General features: G+C 60.4%; 11 protein-coding genes. 7 read left to right on the top strand and 4 right to left on the bottom strand.

Going from position 1 to position 17,786, the window contains the following annotated elements; genetic code table 11:
- The 5 genes from bcsZ (at position 1) to CWM61_RS07430 (ending at position 9,986) form a co-directional block, all read left to right on the top strand.
- A complete protein-coding gene (gene bcsZ, locus CWM61_RS07410; RefSeq protein ID WP_100631004.1) occupies positions 1 to 1,110 on the top strand; it encodes a cellulose synthase complex periplasmic endoglucanase BcsZ in 1,110 nt (369 codons plus the stop codon).
- Entirely contained in the window at positions 1,092 to 4,571 is a 3,480-nt protein-coding gene (bcsC, locus tag CWM61_RS07415; protein WP_100631005.1) for a cellulose synthase complex outer membrane protein BcsC, read from the top strand. The genes bcsZ and bcsC overlap by 19 nt, the downstream gene beginning before the upstream one ends.
- A 243-nt stretch (positions 4,572 to 4,814) precedes the next feature.
- Positions 4,815 to 6,821: a biofilm formation regulator HmsP gene (gene hmsP / locus CWM61_RS07420; RefSeq protein ID WP_206053090.1), complete on the top strand. Its 2,007-nt coding sequence runs from the start codon at positions 4,815 to 4,817 to the stop codon at positions 6,819 to 6,821.
- A 156-nt stretch (positions 6,822 to 6,977) separates the two neighbouring features.
- Positions 6,978 to 8,264 (top strand): dicarboxylate/amino acid:cation symporter, encoded by a 1,287-nt coding sequence (locus tag CWM61_RS07425; RefSeq protein ID WP_061153027.1) that lies wholly within the window; start codon positions 6,978 to 6,980, stop codon positions 8,262 to 8,264.
- A 219-nt stretch (positions 8,265 to 8,483) separates the two neighbouring features.
- Positions 8,484 to 9,986 (top strand): M16 family metallopeptidase, encoded by a 1,503-nt coding sequence (locus CWM61_RS07430; protein WP_061153028.1) that lies wholly within the window; start codon positions 8,484 to 8,486, stop codon positions 9,984 to 9,986.
- A gap of 54 nt (positions 9,987 to 10,040) precedes the next feature.
- Here the strand turns inward: CWM61_RS07430 and CWM61_RS07435 are convergent, their stop codons facing one another.
- Entirely contained in the window at positions 10,041 to 10,970 is a 930-nt protein-coding gene (locus tag CWM61_RS07435; protein ID WP_012967094.1) for a sugar kinase, read from the bottom strand.
- A 194-nt stretch (positions 10,971 to 11,164) separates the two neighbouring features.
- Here CWM61_RS07435 and CWM61_RS07445 point away from each other — a divergent pair, with 194 nt between their 5' ends.
- Positions 11,165 to 13,216, top strand: coding sequence for an AsmA family protein (locus CWM61_RS07445; RefSeq protein ID WP_100631006.1), 2,052 nt, complete (start codon positions 11,165 to 11,167; stop codon positions 13,214 to 13,216).
- A 37-nt stretch (positions 13,217 to 13,253) separates the two neighbouring features.
- Here the strand turns inward: CWM61_RS07445 and CWM61_RS07450 are convergent, their stop codons facing one another.
- From CWM61_RS07450 to CWM61_RS07460, 3 genes are all read right to left on the bottom strand, one after another.
- Entirely contained in the window at positions 13,254 to 14,576 is a 1,323-nt protein-coding gene (locus CWM61_RS07450) for an MFS transporter (RefSeq protein ID WP_100631007.1), read from the bottom strand.
- Positions 14,577 to 14,847: 271 nt separating this feature from the next.
- Positions 14,848 to 15,879, bottom strand: coding sequence for an inner membrane protein YhjD (yhjD, locus tag CWM61_RS07455; RefSeq protein ID WP_074387003.1), 1,032 nt, complete (start codon positions 15,877 to 15,879; stop codon positions 14,848 to 14,850).
- A gap of 105 nt (positions 15,880 to 15,984) precedes the next feature.
- A complete protein-coding gene (locus CWM61_RS07460) occupies positions 15,985 to 16,884 on the bottom strand; it encodes a LysR family transcriptional regulator (RefSeq protein WP_100631008.1) in 900 nt (299 codons plus the stop codon).
- Between the two features lie 119 nt (positions 16,885 to 17,003).
- On the opposite strand from CWM61_RS07460, the gene CWM61_RS07465 reads away from it, so the two are divergent.
- Positions 17,004 to 17,762: an SDR family NAD(P)-dependent oxidoreductase gene (locus CWM61_RS07465; RefSeq protein WP_100631009.1), complete on the top strand. Its 759-nt coding sequence runs from the start codon at positions 17,004 to 17,006 to the stop codon at positions 17,760 to 17,762.
- Positions 17,763 to 17,786: the final 24 nt, after the last annotated feature.

Consider the following 17,786-nt stretch of genomic DNA (forward strand, 5'->3'; position numbering starts at 1 on the left):
ATGATGAAAGTACTTTGTGGCGCGGTGCTCTCCGCGCTGCTGCTGGCGGCGGCCCCGGTGGGCGCCGCCTGCCAGTGGCCCGCCTGGGAGCAGTTTAAAAAAGCGTACGTCAGCCCGGAGGGTCGGGTGATTGACCCCAGCGATGCGCGCAAAATCTCCACCTCAGAAGGACAGAGCTATGGCCTGTTCTTCGCCCTGGCAGCCAACGATCGCGCAGGGTTCGACAAACTGCTGACCTGGACGCAGAACAACCTGGCGGAAGGTGACCTGCGACAACATCTGCCGGGCTGGCTGTGGGGGAAAAAGGACGACAAGCAGTGGACCCTGCTGGACAGCAACTCGGCATCCGACTCGGATCTGTGGATAGCCTGGGCGCTGCTGGAGGCGGGCCGCCTGTGGCAGCAGCCGCAGTATACCGAGACCGGAAAAGCGCTGCTGGCGCGGATTGTCGATGAAGAGACAGTGGCGGTGCCGGGCCTCGGCACGATGCTGCTGCCGGGAAAAGTCGGTTTTGCCGATGACAGCGGCTGGCGGTTTAACCCCAGCTATCTTCCACCGCAGCTGGCCACCTACTTTGTGCGTTTTGGCGCGCCGTGGCCTGCCCTGCGCGACAGCAATCTGCGCCTACTGCTGGAGACCGCGCCGAAAGGCTTTACCCCGGACTGGGTGCGCTATGAGAAAGGGAAAGGCTGGCAGCTGAAAACCGAAAAGCCGCTGATCGGCAGCTATGACGCGATTCGCGTCTACCTGTGGGTGGGCATGCTCCATGATGGCGATAAGCAGAAAGCGCGCCTGTTGCAACGCTTTGCGCCGATGGCGGCGCAGACTACGGAGCAGGGGGTGCCCCCGGAGAAAGTGAATATTGCCACCGGCAAGACCAGCGGCCAGGGACCCGTGGGCTTCTCCGCGGTGATGCTACCGTTTTTACAGGACGACGAGGCCCGGTCGGTGCAACGCCAGCGCGTCGCCGATAACTATCCCGGCGCGGATGCCTACTATAGCGCGGTCCTGACGCTGTTCGGCCAGGGGTGGGATCAACACCGTTTTCGTTTCACCGCGGGTGGCGAATTACAACCTGACTGGAACCAGGAATGCGCAAGCTCTCACTAAGTTTACTCACGTTGTCCCTCGGCGTTGCGCTGCTGCCGTTAGCGCAGGCGGCGACGACGCCTGCCCAGGAGCATCTGCTGGAGCAGGTCCGCCTTGGCGAGGCCAGTAATCGTGAAGACCTGGTGCGCCAGTCGCTGTACCGCCTGGAGCTGATTGACCCTAACAACCCGGACCTGATTGCCGCGCGGATGCGCTACCTGCTGCGTCAGGGGGATGCCGCCGGGGCGCAAAAAGAGCTGGAACGGCTAACGAAGCTGGCGCCGGACTCCCCGGAACTGAAAGCATCGCGCAATGAGATGAAAAGCAACACCGGCGAGGGCCGGCAGGCGCTGCAGCAGGCGCGACTGCTGGGCGTGGCCGGGAAGGTCGATGAAGCCATCGCCGCCTATGAAAAACTGTACGGCGGCGTGCCGGATGACGTTGACGTCGCCATTGAATACTGGACGCTGGTGGCGCGCCTGCCGGCCCGCCATAGCGAAGGCGTCAGCCAGTTGAAAAAACTGAACGCCAGCACGCCGGGCAACGTCAGCCTGCTGACTTCGCTGGCGAAGCAGATGTTTGCCGATAACAAGCCGCAGGAAGGGTTCGCCTATCTGGCGGAGATGGCCCGCTCGGCCTCAGGACGCGGCATCGCCGCCGATATGTGGTTCAGTGAGGTGAAAAGCATGCCGGTGAGCAAGGCCAGCGTGCAGGCGTTGCAGCAATTTCTCCTGCAGTTTCCCACCGGCTCGGTGGCGGCCAACGCTCGCGTTCTGCTCGACCAGCAGCAGGCGCAGCTGCAGGATCCGACCTTCCGCGCCCGCTCGGAAGGGCTGGCGGCGGTCAAGTCCGGGAATGCCTCGCAGGCGGTCGCGGATCTGCAGAAAGCCGTTCAGGCCGACAGCCGCGACAGCGATGCGGTGGGTGCCCTCGGCCAGGCCTATTCCCAGCGCGGTGACCGCGCGCGCGCTGTGTCGCAGCTCAATAAAGCGATTGCCATGGACCCCGACAGCCCGAACCGCGGCAAATGGGACAGCCTGCTGCAAACCAACCGTTACTGGCTACTGATCAAGCAGGGGGATAACGCCCTGAAGGCCGGCCAGCTTTCGCAGGCGCAGAACTATTATGCCCAGGCGCAGCGGGTCGATCGCACCGACAGCTATGCCGTGCTGGGGCTGGGGGACGTCGCGGCGGCGCGCAAAGAGGCGGCGGCGGCGGAGCGCTATTACCAGCAGGCGTTGCGCCTGGATCGCGGTAATAATCTGGCGGTGCGCGGTCTGGCCAACCTCTATCGCGCCGAATCGCCGGAGAAAGCCAGCGCCTGGATCGCCGGCCTCCCTCCCGCTCAGCGGCGGAGCATCGATGATATTGAGCGCAGTCTGACCAACGACCGGCTGGAGAAACAGGCGCAGGCCCTGGAAAGTCAGGGCAACTGGGCGCAGGCGGCGGAAGTCCAGCGTCGGCGCCTGGCGCTGGATCCGGACAGCGTGTGGATAACCTACCGTCTGGCGCGCGATCTGGTGAGCGCCGGTGAACGCCAGGAGGCCGACGCGCTGATGCGGGCGATGGTCAACCGCCAGCCGCAGGACGCTGAACGGGTCTACGCCTCGGGGCTCTACCTGTCGGGGAACGACCAGGACGATCTGGCCCTGGCGCAAATCGCCGCTCTGCCGCGCAGCGCGTGGACGGATAACATTCGTGAACTTGAGGCGCGTCTGCAAAGCGACCGGGTGCTGCGCCAGGCCAACCAGCTGCGCGACAGCGGTGACGAAGCGCAGGCGATCGCCCTTATCCAACAGCAGCCCGCTTCGGTGCGTTATGACCTGACGCTGGCCGACTGGGCGCAGCAGCGCGGCGACAGCCAGACGGCGATTGCCGACTATCAGCGGGTGCTGCGCCAGGAGGCCGATAACGGCGATGCGCGCCTCGGCCTTGCGGAAGTCTACCTGGCCGAGGGCGATAAACAGGCCGCCCGGGCGCAGGTCATGCAGCTGAAAGGCGCAGAGACCGAATCCATGAATATGCAGCGTCGGGTCGCCCTGGCGCGAGCCGGCCTTGGCGATACCGCGGATGCCCAACAGATTTTTAACCAGATTGTGCCGCAGGCGAAGGCGCAGCCGCCCTCTATGGAGAGCGCGCTGGTGCTGCGCGATGCCGCGCGCTTTGCCACCCAGACCGGGGCACCGCAGCAGGCGCTGACGCACTACCGGGAGGCGATGGTGGCCTCCGGGATCACCCCCGCGCAGCCGCAGGACAACGATACCTTTACGCGGCTGACGCGCAACGACAGCCGGGATGACTGGCTGAAGCGCGGGATCCGCAGCGATGCCGCCGACCTTTATCGCCAGCAGGATCTGAACGTCACCCTGGAACACGATTTCTGGGGTTCCAGCGGCACCGGCGGCTATTCCGACCTGAAGGCGCATACCACCATGCTGCAGGTGGATGCTCCGCTGGCGGATGGCCGGATGTTCTTCCGCACCGATCTGGTCAATATGGATGCCGGCAGCTTTTCCACCCACAGCGACGGGAGCTACTCGCCCAGCTGGGGTACCTGCGGGGAGATCGCCTGTACCAGCGGCAGTAAAAACCAGACCGACAGCGGGGCCAGCGTGGCGGTCGGCTGGAAGAATGACACCTGGAGCGGCGATATCGGCACCACGCCGATGGGCTTCAATGTCGTCGATGTGGTGGGGGGGCTGAGCTACAGCAGCGATGTCGGGCCGGTGGGGTACACAGTCAACGTCCACCGGCGCCCCATCTCCAGCTCGCTGCTCTCCTTTGGCGGGCAGAAAGACAGCAGCAGCCATACCGGCACCACCTGGGGCGGCGTCCGCGCCGACGGCGGCGGCCTGAGCCTCAGCTATGACCGGGGCGAAGCACACGGTATCTGGTCCTCGCTGGGGGCCGACTCGCTGACCGGTAAAAACGTGGCGGATAACTGGCGCGTGCGCTGGATGACCGGGTACTACTACAAGGTCATCAACGAGAATAATCGTCGCGTCACCGTCGGCCTCAACAATATGATCTGGCACTACGACAAAGATCTCAGCGGCTACACCCTCGGCCAGGGCGGCTACTACAGCCCGCAGGAATATCTCTCATTCGCCGTGCCGGTGACCTGGCGTCAGCGTACCGAGAACTGGTCCTGGGAGCTCGGCGGGTCGGTGTCATGGTCCCATTCGCGCACCCAGACGCAAGCCCGCTATCCGCTGCTGAACCTGATCCCGTCCGACTACCGCCAGCGCGCCAGCGAGCTGACGGAGCAGGGAAGCAGCAGCCAGGGATTTGGTTACACCGCCAGAGCGCTGGTGGAGCGGCGGGTGACCAGCAACTGGTTCGTCGGCGCCGCGGTCGATATTCAGCAGGCGAAGGATTATACCCCGAGCCATGCGCTGCTTTACGTCCGCTACTCGGCGGCCGGTTGGCAGGGGGATCTGGAAATGCCGCCCCAGCCGCTGGTGCCCTACGCCGACTGGTAGCAGAATAGGCTGAATTACGTCACAGAGCGCCACTCCACGGCGCGCTTCGCGTATACTCGTGTGTCATTGCCCACCGCCGGCCGCCGGGGAGGCTTCCCCGGCGTCTGCGCTAGCGCGCGGAAGTATCCCGCCACTTCATCCCTCGCGGGCGTGGGCGAAGGATTTAAGTATATAATCAGCCTGAAACGACCGGGATTGAAGGATTGATGCCGGGTATGCATTCAGTATCAGTGGAGAACACCGTTGCGCGTCAGCCGTTCACTTACAATCAAACAGATGGCGATGGTCGCGAGCGTGTCCATGGCATTTGTATTGGTTTTTTGCACTATTTTGCTGTTTCACTTTGTGCAACAGAGTCGCTTTACCACGGCCACGCAGTTAGAAAGTATCGCGCGATCCGTTCGCGAACCGTTATCTGCGGCTATTCTGAAAGCCGATATTCCGGAAGCGGAAGCCATTTTGAGCCGTATCCAGCCTGCTGGCATCGTCAGCCGGGCGGATGTGGTATTGCCGAACCAGTTCCAGGCGCTGCGGATGCGATTTATCCCCGAGCGGCCGGTGCCGGTGACCGTCACCCGGCTGTTTGAGCTGCCGGTACAGATTTCGTTACCTATTTATTCACTGGAGCGGCCAGCCAACCCGCAGCCGCTGGCCTATCTGGTGCTGCAGGCCGACTCCTATCGCATGTATAAGTTTGTCATGAGCGCCCTTGCTACGTTAGTGACGGCTTACTTACTTTTGGTGTTAATGCTGACGGTGGCGCTGACCTGGTGTATCAACCGGCTGATGGTGCGCCCGTTGCGGCGTATCGCCCGTGAGCTGAACGATCTCTCTCAGCAGGAGCGTCTCGGCCATCAGCTAACGCTCCCGCGCCTGCACCATGACGACGAGATCGGCATGCTGGTGCGCAGCTATAACCGCAACCAGCAGAGCCTGGTGCGCCAGCATGATGAGCTGTCCATCCAGTCGACCCGCTTCCCGGTCTCCGAGCTGCCGAATAAAGCCTTTTTGCTGGCGATGCTGGAGCAGACGGTGGCCCGCCCGCAGAGCGCCGCGCTGATCGTCGTCGCCTGCGAAACCCTGCAGGACGCCGCCGGCGTCCTCAAGGAGAGCCAGCGCGAAATGCTGCTCCTGACGCTGGTGGAGAAGCTGCGGGCCGCCATTCCGCCACAAATGGTGCTGGCTCAGGTGAGCGGGTATGACTTCGCGATTCTTGCCGATGGCCTTGCCGAACCGTGGCAGGCGGTGACGTTAAGTAAGCAAGTGCTCACTATTATTAATGAGCGTTTGCCGCTGCATGGTCTGCAGCTGCGCCCCTACGCCAGCGTCGGGATCGCCATGTTCCACGCCGGGCTCAGTGCCGAACAGTTTTACCGTCGCGCGGTGTCAGCCGCCGTCACCGCACGACGTAAAGGCAAAAACCAGATCGAGTTCTTCGATCCCGAGCAGATGGAAAAGGCTCAGCGTCGCCTGATGGAAGAGCACGACATTATGACTGCCCTCGACAACCAGCAGTTCGCTATCTGGCTGCAACCGCAGGTGGCCTGCGCCAGCGGCGAGATCTGCGGCGCCGAGGTGCTGCTGCGCCAGCGGCAGGCGGATGGCAGCTGGTCGCTACCGCCGTCGCTGATTGAGCGTATTGAGTCCTGTGGGCTGATTATCCCGGTCGGCTACTGGGTGATGGAAGAGGCCTGTCGCCAGCTGGCGGCCTGGCAAAGCCAGGGGATTATGCTGCCGCTGTCGGTTAATGTTTCCCTGCTCCAGCTGCTGGAACACGATCGTGGTGAGGAGATGCTGAAGCTGATCGCCCGCTACCGCATCGCCCCTGGCACCCTCATCCTCGAGGTGACGGAGAGCTGCCGGATGGACGATCCGCAGGATGTGATGGCGCGGTTGCGACCGCTGCGCGAGGCCGGGGTGCAGATTGCGCTGGATGACTTTGGCATGGGTTATGCCGGGTTGCACCAGCTGCAGCAGATGAAGGCCCTGCCGGTGGATATTCTGAAAATCGATAAGGTATTCATCGATATGCTGCCGGAGGATGTCAGCATGGTGCCGGCGATGATCCAGCTTGCGCGCGGCCTGTCGCTGCGTATCGTGGCGGAAGGCGTGGAGAGCGACGCCCAGTACCGCTGGTTGCAAACCGCTGGCGTCGAGGTGCTCCAGGGCCATCTGTTCGGTTGCGCTTTGCCGCAGGAGGCATTCAGCGCGCGCTATTTATCTCCGGTCCAGGAGGATGCAAATTTGTAAATGTTTTGTTGACTTGTGCGAGTCAGCTCAAAGATTTTAACAATCGCGTTGCACTTTCGGCGTTAGTTATTTCTGAAATGTTTCTAGGGTGTTATTTTTAAGCCACAGACGTCAAATATCCCTTCTTGCTCTGTGGTTATTCCCAAAGGACACCCTATGAAAACCTCTATCTTTAAAAGCCTCTATGTCCAGGTTCTGACGGCCATAGCGATCGGTATTCTGCTGGGCCATTTTTACCCGGAACTGGGCGCGCAAATGAAACCCCTCGGCGACGCCTTCGTTAAGCTGATTAAAATGGTGATTGCTCCGGTTATCTTCTGTACCGTCGTGACGGGGATCGCCGGGATGGAGAGTATGAAAGCCGTCGGCCGTACCGGTGCGGTGGCGCTGCTCTATTTCGAAGTGGTCAGCACCATCGCGCTGATTATCGGTCTGATTATTGTCAACGTGGTGCAGCCGGGCGCTGGCATGAACGTTGACCCGTCGACGCTCGATGCGAAAGCGGTGGCGATGTACGCTGAGCAGGCGAAAGACCAGGGGGTGGTGGCCTTTTTACTGGATGTGATCCCGGGCAGCGTCATTGGCGCCTTCGCCAGCGGCAACATTCTGCAGGTGCTGCTGTTCGCCGTCCTGTTTGGTTTTGCTCTGCACCGTCTGGGCAGCAAAGGTCAGCTGATTTTCAACGTCATTGAAAGCTTCTCGCAGGTCATCTTCGGCATCATCAATATGATCATGCGCCTGGCGCCGATCGGTGCCTTCGGGGCCATGGCCTTTACCATTGGTAAATATGGCGTCGGCACCCTGGTGCAGCTGGGGCAACTGATTATCTGCTTCTATATCACCTGTATCCTGTTTGTGGTAGTCGTGCTGGGCAGCATCGCCCGGGCCACCGGCTTTAGCATCTTCAAATTTATCCGCTATATCCGTGAGGAGCTGCTGATTGTGCTGGGGACCTCCTCGTCAGAATCGGCGCTGCCGAGAATGCTCGACAAAATGGAGAAGCTGGGCTGCCGCAAATCGGTGGTGGGCCTGGTGATCCCGACCGGCTATTCATTCAACCTCGATGGCACCTCTATCTATCTGACGATGGCCGCAGTCTTTATTGCCCAGGCGACCAACAGCCATATGGATATTTTCCACCAGATCACCCTGCTGGTGGTGCTGCTGCTCTCCTCGAAAGGGGCGGCGGGGGTGACCGGTAGCGGCTTCATCGTGCTGGCGGCGACCATCTCCGCTGTCGGGCATTTGCCGGTGGCCGGCCTGGCGCTGATCCTCGGTATCGACCGCTTTATGTCCGAAGCCCGTGCGCTGACCAACCTGGTGGGTAACGGCGTCGCTACGGTGGTGGTGGCCAAATGGGTCAAAGAACTCGATGCCAAACAGATGGATGATGTTCTGAATAACCGTGTTCCAGCGAACAAATCGCACGAATTATCCTCTTAAATCCTCCTCTTAGGCCCGTACTCCCTTGCTGGAGTACGGGCTCCTGCGCATAATTAGAGGTCATTTCCGCCCGGCGGAAATGACACGAAATGATTATTTTGCGTTGTCATGCGACATTTTCGTCTCCGTGTGGTCTAACCGACGTATTTCACTCTCACTTTTTTCGGCAGCCCGTCAGTGGGGTGCTGTTGTAACCAGGAATGTTCATCAGGGGTTCACATGCAGGGCACAACAATTAAACTCTTAACGGGCGGTTTGCTGATGGTAGCGGCGGCCGGTTATGTGCAGGCAGAAGCGCTCCAGCCTGATCCGGCCTGGCAACAAGGGACCTTAGCGAATGGTTTGACGTGGCAGGTGCTGGCCACGCCGCAGCGTCCCAGCGACCGTATTGAAGTCCGTCTGTCCGTGAATATTGGCTCGCTGAGCGAAAGCACTCAGCAGAGCGGTTTCAGCCGCTTTATTCCCCGCCTGGCGTTGACGCAAAGCGGTAGCCTGCCAACGATGCAGGCGCGCTCTTTATGGCAGCAGAGTATTGACCCGAAGCGTCCTCTGCCGCCGGCCATCGTCTCTTACGATTACACGATGTTTAATCTCAGTCTGCCCAATAACCGCAACGATCTGCTGAAAGAGGCGCTGAGCTGGCTGGCGGACGCCAGCGGTAAGCTGACCATTACGCCTGAATCGATCAATCATGCGCTGCAGGGCAGCGACATGGTGGCGACCTGGCCGCTGGATACCAAAGAGGGCTGGTGGCGCTACCGCCTGAAAGGGTCCACCATGCTGGGCCATGATCCCGCAGCGCCACTGAAGCAGCCGATTGACGTGGCGCACCTGAAAGACTTTTATCATAAATGGTACACCCCCGACGCTATGACGCTGATTGTGGTCGGTAACGTCGACAGCCGCAGCGTCGCCGAGCAAATCAGTAAAACCTTCGGCGATCTGAAGGGCAAGCGGGAAACACCCGCGGCGGTGCCGACCTTATCACCACTGCCTACCGTGCCGGTCAGCATCATGACCAGCGCGGTGCGTCAGGACAAACTGTCCATCATGTGGGATGCGCCCTGGCAGCCAATCCGTGATTCCGCGGCGCTGCAGCGCTACTGGCGCGACGACCTCGCCCGCGAAGCGCTGTTCTGGCACGTGCAGCAGAGCCTGAGCAAAAATAACGTGAAGGATATTGGTCTTGGCTTTGACTGCCGGGTGCTCTATCAGCGCGCGCAGTGCGCCATCAACATCGAATCGCCGGGCGAGCGTCTGAACAACAACCTGAGCGTGGTTTCGCGCGAGCTGGCGAAAGTGCGGGACAACGGCCTGCCGCAGGAGGAGTTTGACGCGCTTATTGCCCAGAAAAGCCTTGAGCTGCAGAAGCTGTTTGCCACCTATGCGCGCACGGACACCGACATTCTGATGAGCCAGCGCATGCGCTCCCTGCAGAATCAGGTGGTGGATATCGCGCCGGAGCAATACCAGAAGCTGCGGCAGGAGTTCCTCAACTCCCTGACGGTCGACATGCTGAACCAGTACCTGCGTCAGCAGCTGTCTCAGGATATGGCGCTGGTGCTGCAGCAGCCGAAAGGCGAACCGGAATATAACATGAAGGAACTGCAGGCTACGTGGGAAAAACTGATGGCGCCGAATCCGGCGGCCGCGGCGGTCAGCGGTAGCGCTGATACGGTTGACGCTCACAGCGAGGCCAGCGATATCCCGCCAGGGCAGTAACCTAACGCCTCTCCGGCGCGCCAGCGGCGGCCGGAGAGCGCTTCCTGCGGAGAATTACTGCGGCATCGCTTCCCGTGGGATGATCGCCCCACGATACTGGATCACCGTGCTGGCGGTCAGGTGTCCGCGTTTGGCGGCGGATTCAGCATCGCCACCGGTCAGGCGAACAGCCAGATAACCGGCGCTGAAGGAGTCTCCGGCGGCGGTGGTATCCACCACCTTCTCTTTGGCCAGCCTGACAGCCGGCACTTCCTGTAGCGGTTGCCCGCTAACCGAGACCAGGCAGGCATCCGCCCCGCGCTTCACCACCACCTCTTCCACGCCGGCGGCATGCGTGCGGGCGATCACCTCAGCAACCGGTTTTTCCCCCCACAGCGCGTCTTCATCATCGAGGGTCAGAAACGCGATATCGGTGCAGGCGAGCATCTCCTGATAGACCTGCTGCGTCTCCGCCTGGCTGGCCCACAGGCGTGGACGATAGTTGTTGTCGAAGATCACCTTGCCGCCGTTGGCGCGGCACTCACGCAGCAGCGTGAACAGCTTGTCGCGGCTGGCCGGGCTGAGAATGGCGAGACTGATGCCGCTCAGATAGAGATAGTCGAAAGTGGCCAGCTCTTCACAAATCGCCGCCGCGCGATCGCTCTCCAGCCAGAACTTTGCCGCCGCCTCGTTGCGCCAGTAGTAGAAGGTGCGCTCGCCGGTATCATCAGTTTCAATGTAATACAGCCCCGGCAGGCGGTCGGCCATCCGCTGGATCAGATCGGTGTTGACGTTTTCCTGCTGCCAGCTGTCGAGCATCTGCTGGCTGAAGGCATCGGTTCCCAGCGCGGTGACATAGTGGACGCTCAGCGCACTGGCATCGGTCTGCCTTGCGATATAGACCGAGGTGTTTAAGGTATCGCCGCCAAAGCCGCGGTTAACGGCCCCGTTCTTCTCTGACAGCTCAATCATGCATTCGCCAATGACGGCAATTTTTTTAGACATAGCCAGAACCTGCAATGGAATCGATATGAGCGCTAGTGTGCGCTGCGCTGTTTGACTGGTCAATCATATTAAAACATCGTTCCATTATTTTTTTGACCTGACGCGCGTAATGTGACGAAAAGCGCATTTCCAGGAGAAACGCCGCTTTTTGACTATATTCAGGACTGACGTGATGCAAAAGGAGCGGAGTAGGGATGAGCAGAACCCGTAAAACGTTGGTTATCATCACAGGAACGATACTGTTGCTGATCGTTCTTTTCTTTATCGTGCTGGCCACCTTTGACTGGAACCGGCTGAAGCCGACGATCAATCAGAAAGTGTCCGCTGAGCTTAACCGCCCGTTCGCCATCCGCGGCGATCTCGGTGTGGTCTGGGAGCGGCAGCCGGACGAGCGCGGCTGGCGCAGCTGGGTTCCGTGGCCGCATGTGCACGCGGAAGATATCGTGCTGGGCAACCCGCCGGCCATTCCCCAGGTGACCATGATCCACCTGCCGCGGGTGGAGGCGACCCTCGCCCCGCTGGCGCTGCTGAGCAAAACGGTGTACCTGCCGTGGATCAAGCTGGAACAGCCCGACGTGCGGCTGATCCGCCTGGCGGAAGACAACAATAACTGGACCTTTCAGCTGGCAGGCGATCAGCGTACGTCGGGCGATAGCGCCCCCTCCAGCTGGTCCTTCCGCCTTGATAACATTCTCTTTGATCGCGGGACTATCGCCATTGATGACAAGATCACCCGCAGCGATATCACCATCCTCGTCGATCCTCTCGGCAAACCGCTGCCGTTCAGCGAAGTGACCGGAGCCGACGATCGCCATACCGCGACGAAAGTGGGCGACTACGTCTTTGGCCTGTCGCTGAAGGGCCGCTACAAGGACCAGCCGGTCACCGGCAACGGTAAAATCGGCGGTATGCTGGCCCTGCGCAGCGCAAGCACGCCTTTCCCGCTGCAGGGCGACTTCCACTCCGGCAACACGCGGGTGGCGTTCAGCGGCACGGTCAGCGACCCGCTCAACGTCGGCGGCATCGACCTGCGGCTGAAATTCGCCGGCGACTCGCTGCGCGATCTCTACGACCTGACCGGCGTGCTGCTGCCGGAGACGCCATCGTTCTCTACCGACGGCCGCTTGCGCGCTGACTTTAAGCAAAAAAACAGCATGCGCTTTGACTATCAGGATTTTAATGGTCGGATCGGCGATAGCGACATTCATGGCTCCCTGACCTACACCACCGGCAAACCGCGGCCGAAACTCAGCGGCGATATGGAGTCGAAGCAGCTGCGGCTGGCGGACCTCGGGCCGTTAATCGGCGTCGACTCTGGCAAAGGGACGAAGAAAAGCGCTTCGCGCCAGGGGAGCGACCGGCCGCAGCCGGCGGGTAAAGTGCTGCCGGCAGACCGCTTTGAAACCGATAAATGGCAGGTGATGGATGCCGATGTACGTTTTAAGGGCCGGAGAATTGAGCACGGTGGCACCCTGCCGATCAGCGATCTGTCGACCCACGTGATCCTGGAAGATGGCGACCTGCGCCTGCAGCCGGTGCGCTTTGGCCTGGCCAATGGTTCGATTGCCGGCAGCGTACATCTGCAGGGTGATAAAAAGCCGCTGCAGGGTGAGGCCAATCTGCAGGCGCGACGCCTGAAGCTGAAGGCGCTGATGCCGAACGTCGAGATGATGCAGAAAACCCTCGGCGAGATGAATGGCGATGTCCAGCTGCGCGGCAGCGGTAACTCGGTGGCAGCCCTGCTCGGCAACAGTAATGGCAATCTGAAGCTACTGATGAACGACGGCCTGATCAGTCGCAACCTGATGGAAATTCTCGGCCTTAACGTCGGCAACTACTTGATAGGCCAGATTTTTGGCGATGAGGAGGTCCGGGTGAACTGTGCGGCGGCCAATATCGACGTGACCAACGGTGTCGCCCGGCCGCAGATTTTTGCCTTTGATACGGAAAACGCGCTGATCAATGTGACCGGGACCGCCAGCTTCGCCTCCGAGCAGCTGGACCTGACCATCGATCCGGAAAGTAAAGGCTTCCGGGTGATCACGCTGCGTTCACCGCTGTATGTTCGGGGCACCTTTAAATCGCCGCAGGCGGGGGTGAAGGCCGGGCCGCTGATTGTCCGCGGTGCGGTAGCGGCCGCGCTGGCAACCCTGGTGACGCCGGCCGCCGCGCTGCTGGCGCTGGTCTCCCCGGCGGAGGGCGATAGCAACCAGTGCCGGACCATTTTGTCGCAGATGAAAAAGTAGGGGAGAGCCCTGACGCCAGCGGCGTCAGGGCGAAGGATCACAACGACTGGTGGCGGGTCTCGTGGGTCAGCAGCAGGGCGATCAGCGTCAGCGCCGCCATCGCCGCCAGATAGGTGCCGACCGCCGCCAGGCCGTAGTTGCCCTGCAGCCAGGCGGCAATGTACGGTGCGACCGAGGCGCCGAGGATCGACGACACGTTATAGGAGAATGACGCGCCGGTGTAGCGCACTTCCGTCGGGAACAGCTCCGGGAGCAGCGCGCCCATTGGGCCAAAAGTCAGTCCCATCAGGCTTAAACCCAGCAGCAGGAAGGCGAACACCAGCAGCGGGTTACCGGAGCCCAGCAGCGGTTTAAAAGCGAACAGGGCGAACAAAATAATCATCGTGGTGATGACAATCATGCTCTTACGACGACCAAAGGCGTCCGCCAGCAGGCCGGCGACAGGTACCATCACGCCAAAGCCAATCACCGCCATCATCAACATCCACAGCACTTCGTTACGCGGCAGGCCCAGGCCATTCGGCGCGGCGCCGGTACTGAAGGTCATTGAGTAGACGGTCATGATGTAGAACAGGGTATACGTTGCCAGCATGATGAAGGTGCCCAGCACCGTCACGCGGACGTGTTTGGTCAACAGAGTACCCAGCGGGATTTTGACCTGTTTTTTCGCCGCCGCTACTTTGGCGAAGACCGGCGTTTCGTGCAGCGAGACGCGAACGTACAGACCGATGATCACCAGCACGGCGGAGAAGATAAACGGCACGCGCCAGCCCCACTCCATAAACTGCTGGTCGGTCAGCAGCCAGGAGAGCAGCAGGAAGGTGCCGTTGGCGAAGAAGAAGCCGATAGGCGCGCCCAACTGCGGGAAGGAGCCGTACAGGGCCCGCTTGCGCGGCGGGGCGTTTTCCGTAGCCAGCAGCGCTGCGCCGCCCCATTCCCCTCCGAGGCCAAGGCCTTGACCGAAACGCGCCAGCGCCAGCAGCATCGGCGCGACAATGCCAATGCTTTCATAGCCGGGCAGCAGGCCGATCACCACGGTGGAGATCCCCATGGTTAACAGTGAAGCCACGAGGGTGACCTTGCGGCCGACGCGATCGCCGAAGTGGCCAAACAGCGCGGAGCCGATCGGCCGGGCGACGAAGGCGATGGCGAAGGTGGCCAGCGACTGCAGGGTGGCCGCGGCGGGATCACCCTGCGGGAAAAAGATATGCGGGAAGACGATGACCGCGGCAGTGGCATAGATGTAGAAGTCGAAAAACTCAATGGCGGTGCCAATGAGCGAGGCGACAACGACTTTGTTGCGTGAGTTGACCGGGGCGGTTTCCTGCGAGTTTTCGAGTGTGGTGGCTGTGGCTTGCATAGATCTTTCTTATTTTTGCGCGAACGAAAAGCCATATAGCCACAGCCACAGGGACATTTCAATCTGTAACAAACGCCGAGAATGGGCAAAAAACAGGCAAAAAGCGGATAATTTTTACACCAGTGAAAATAGTTCTATGAAATGCTTCACACAATTAAAAAGATAGAGGATAAAACCAGTTTTGAGTTAAATAAAAGTTAATGGGTGGATTTATCTACTGAAATAAAGCGCGAGGATGAATTTTGCCTCTTCAATTCATCCTCGCAATGCGTTAACGGTGGGTTTTGCCCGGCATCCGCCGGTCGTCTTTATACTCCGCGGTGGCGATCCACGCGGCGCAGAATAGCGTCAGGCGAGCAAAGAAATAGAAAAAGGCCATCAGCCCCAGCACCGAACCGAATGCCGCCCCTGAGGGGGATTTCACCAGTGCCGGCAGCGTCCAGGTCATGACGATTTTGATGATTTCAAAGCCAATCGCTGCGATAAGGGTGCCGCGAAACAGGGCTTTGCGCCGTGGACGATGGCGCGGCAGACGCCAGAAGATCCAGAAAAAGAGCAGATAGTTGGCAAAAATCGAGATGGCGAGGCCGATCAGCCGCCAGGCGGGTTTCAGCCATTCAATGTTGTCGAGATACAGCGCGGAGATAATCAACTGCTGGGCGGAACCGGCGACAGAGGTGATCGACAGCGTAATGATCAGCGCCACCAGCAGACCGATTAGCGAGATAAGATCGCGGAAGTATTTTATCCAGATTTTCTCCTCGTCCTGCGGTCGGCGTTCCCAGACGTCGCGCGACTGGGCGCGGATCGCTTCCCGCAGATTGCCCATCCAGTTAATACCGGAATAGAGCGCGACCAGCAGGCCGACCAGACCGACGGCAGTACGCTGTTGCACCGCGGTGTTGATGGTGTTTTTCAAGGTCGCCGCCAGCGTTGGGTCACTGACGTTTTGCAGAATTTTGTCGAAAATGTCCTGCAGCAGGGTCGGGTGCCAGGCCAGCACGAAGCCGGCGGCGGCAAAGGAGACCATCAGGATCGGGATCATCGACAGGAACGAGAAGTAGGTGATGGCCGCGCCGAACTGATTGCCCAGTCGGTCATTGAAACGTTCTGCGGCGCGTAACAGATGGGCAATCACCGGGTTGCGTTGTACCCTGGCCGCCGTTCCGGTGACGGTCTTCAGCGCCTGGCTGGCTTTTTGCCCGACGGCCGTGTCATTGAGGGCCTCGAGCGTACTTTTGTTTTTCTCCGGCTGTGTGTCCGGTTCCTGTGGTGGGCGTCGATCGTCGTTTTCCGGCGTCATACGTGATTTCTTCCTTTTTTACAGCGAGATTCAGCAAAAGTATACCTTAAATGCCGTATCTTGCAGGAACCCATCTGCCCGCCACCCGTTCACCATCCGCGGGGATCAATCGACATAATCTTTCATCAACCCGCCCAGCCACTCCATAAACAAGTGCACGCGGCGGGAAAGATTGCGCCGATGAGGGTAGATAAGCGAGACCGGCAGCGGCTCGGCGCGGTACTGGGGCAGGATCTCAATCAGGTCGCCAGCGCGTAACGCCTCGCGTACGCCGGTGCGCGGAACCTGAATGATCCCCAGCCCGGCGATACAGGCCGCCTGGTAGGTTTCCGTGCTGTTGACCGTCAAAATCCCGCCGGTTTTTACCCAGCGCACCGCGCCGTCGAGCATGACCTCAAAGCCGGGGGGACGGACCCCGAGGGTGCTGGCGTAGTGGATCAGGGCATGATCCGCCAGATCCTCAAGGGATTGCGGATAGCCAAATCGCGCAAGGTAGTCCGGGCTGGCGCAGTTAATTTGCGTCAGTTTGCCCAGTGGGCGGGCGATAAGCCCCGAGTCTTTGAGCGCGCCGACGCGCACCACGCAGTCAAACCCCTCGCGGATCACGTCCACCAGCCGATCGCTGCTGCTCAGCTCCAGCTCGATGCCCGGATACTGCTGTAAAAAAGTCGGCAGATGGGGGATCACCAGTTTTTTAGCAAAGCCGACCGGCATATCCACCCGCAGCCGGCCGCTGATGCTCGCCGGATCGTGCTGGAACATACCGTCCAGTTCATCGAGGTTGCTCAGCAGATCCTTTGCTCGTTCATAGTAGACCATCCCATCCTGGGTGAGCTGAACCCGGCGGGTGGTACGGTGCAGGAGCCGCACGCCAAGATGGCTTTCCAGGGCCTGGATCTGCCGCGAGACGCTGCCTTTCGGCAGCGCCAGGGTCTCGGCGGCGCGGGAAAAACTCTCCAGATCCGCTACGCGAATGAATAACTGCATTGCATGAATTTTATCCATGCCGATCGCCTATTGTTGTTATGGATGAAACAGTAAAACGTAATGTAGCGTATTTATTGTTGCACTGGCAGTTAATAAGCTAGAACACAATCACAACGCAACCTGAAAGGGGTCTTCTGATGACACAACGTATCGCTTTAGTGACCGGCGGCAGCCGCGGTCTGGGTAAAAACGCCGCGTTGAAGCTGGCGGCGAAGGGAACCGATATTCTTCTGACTTACCACAGCAACCGCCAGGCGGCCCTCGACGTGGTAGCAGAAATCGAGCAAAAAGGGGTCAAAGCGGCAGCATTAGCGCTGAACGTCGGGGATACCTCAAGTTTTGACACTTTCGCCAGCGAGGTGGCGCAGGTGCTGGCGCAGAAGTGGGGGCGCACCACCTTTGATTATTTACTGAACAACGCCGGGATTGGCCTCAACGTGCCCTTCGCCGAGACCAGCGAAGCGCAGTTTGACGAGCTGATGAACATCCAGTTCAAAGGACCGTTTTTCCTGACCCAGCGTCTGCTGCCTCTCCTGGAGGACGGGGGGCGGATCCTCAACGTTTCCAGCGGCCTGGCGCGCTTTGCCCTGCCGGGCTATGCGGCTTACGCCGCGATGAAGGGGGCGATGGAGGTCCTGACCCGCTATCAGGCGAAAGAGCTGGGTGGGCGCGGTATTTCGGTGAATATCATCGCGCCGGGGGCCATCGAGACCGACTTTGGCGGCGGGGTGGTGCGCGATAACGCCGAGGTGAATCAGCATATCGCCGCCCAGACCGCGCTGGGGCGGGTTGGGCTGCCGGATGATATCGGCGACGCCATCGCCGCCCTGCTCAGCGATGAGCTGGCGTGGATGAACGCGCAGCGTGTGGAAGTCTCGGGCGGGATGTTCCTCTGATCCTGACTGCCCCCAGCCTGTGAC

This window comes from Klebsiella sp. K-Nf6 (genome assembly GCF_002806655.1).
In the GTDB taxonomy this organism is placed as follows: domain Bacteria; phylum Pseudomonadota; class Gammaproteobacteria; order Enterobacterales; family Enterobacteriaceae; genus Klebsiella; species Klebsiella variicola.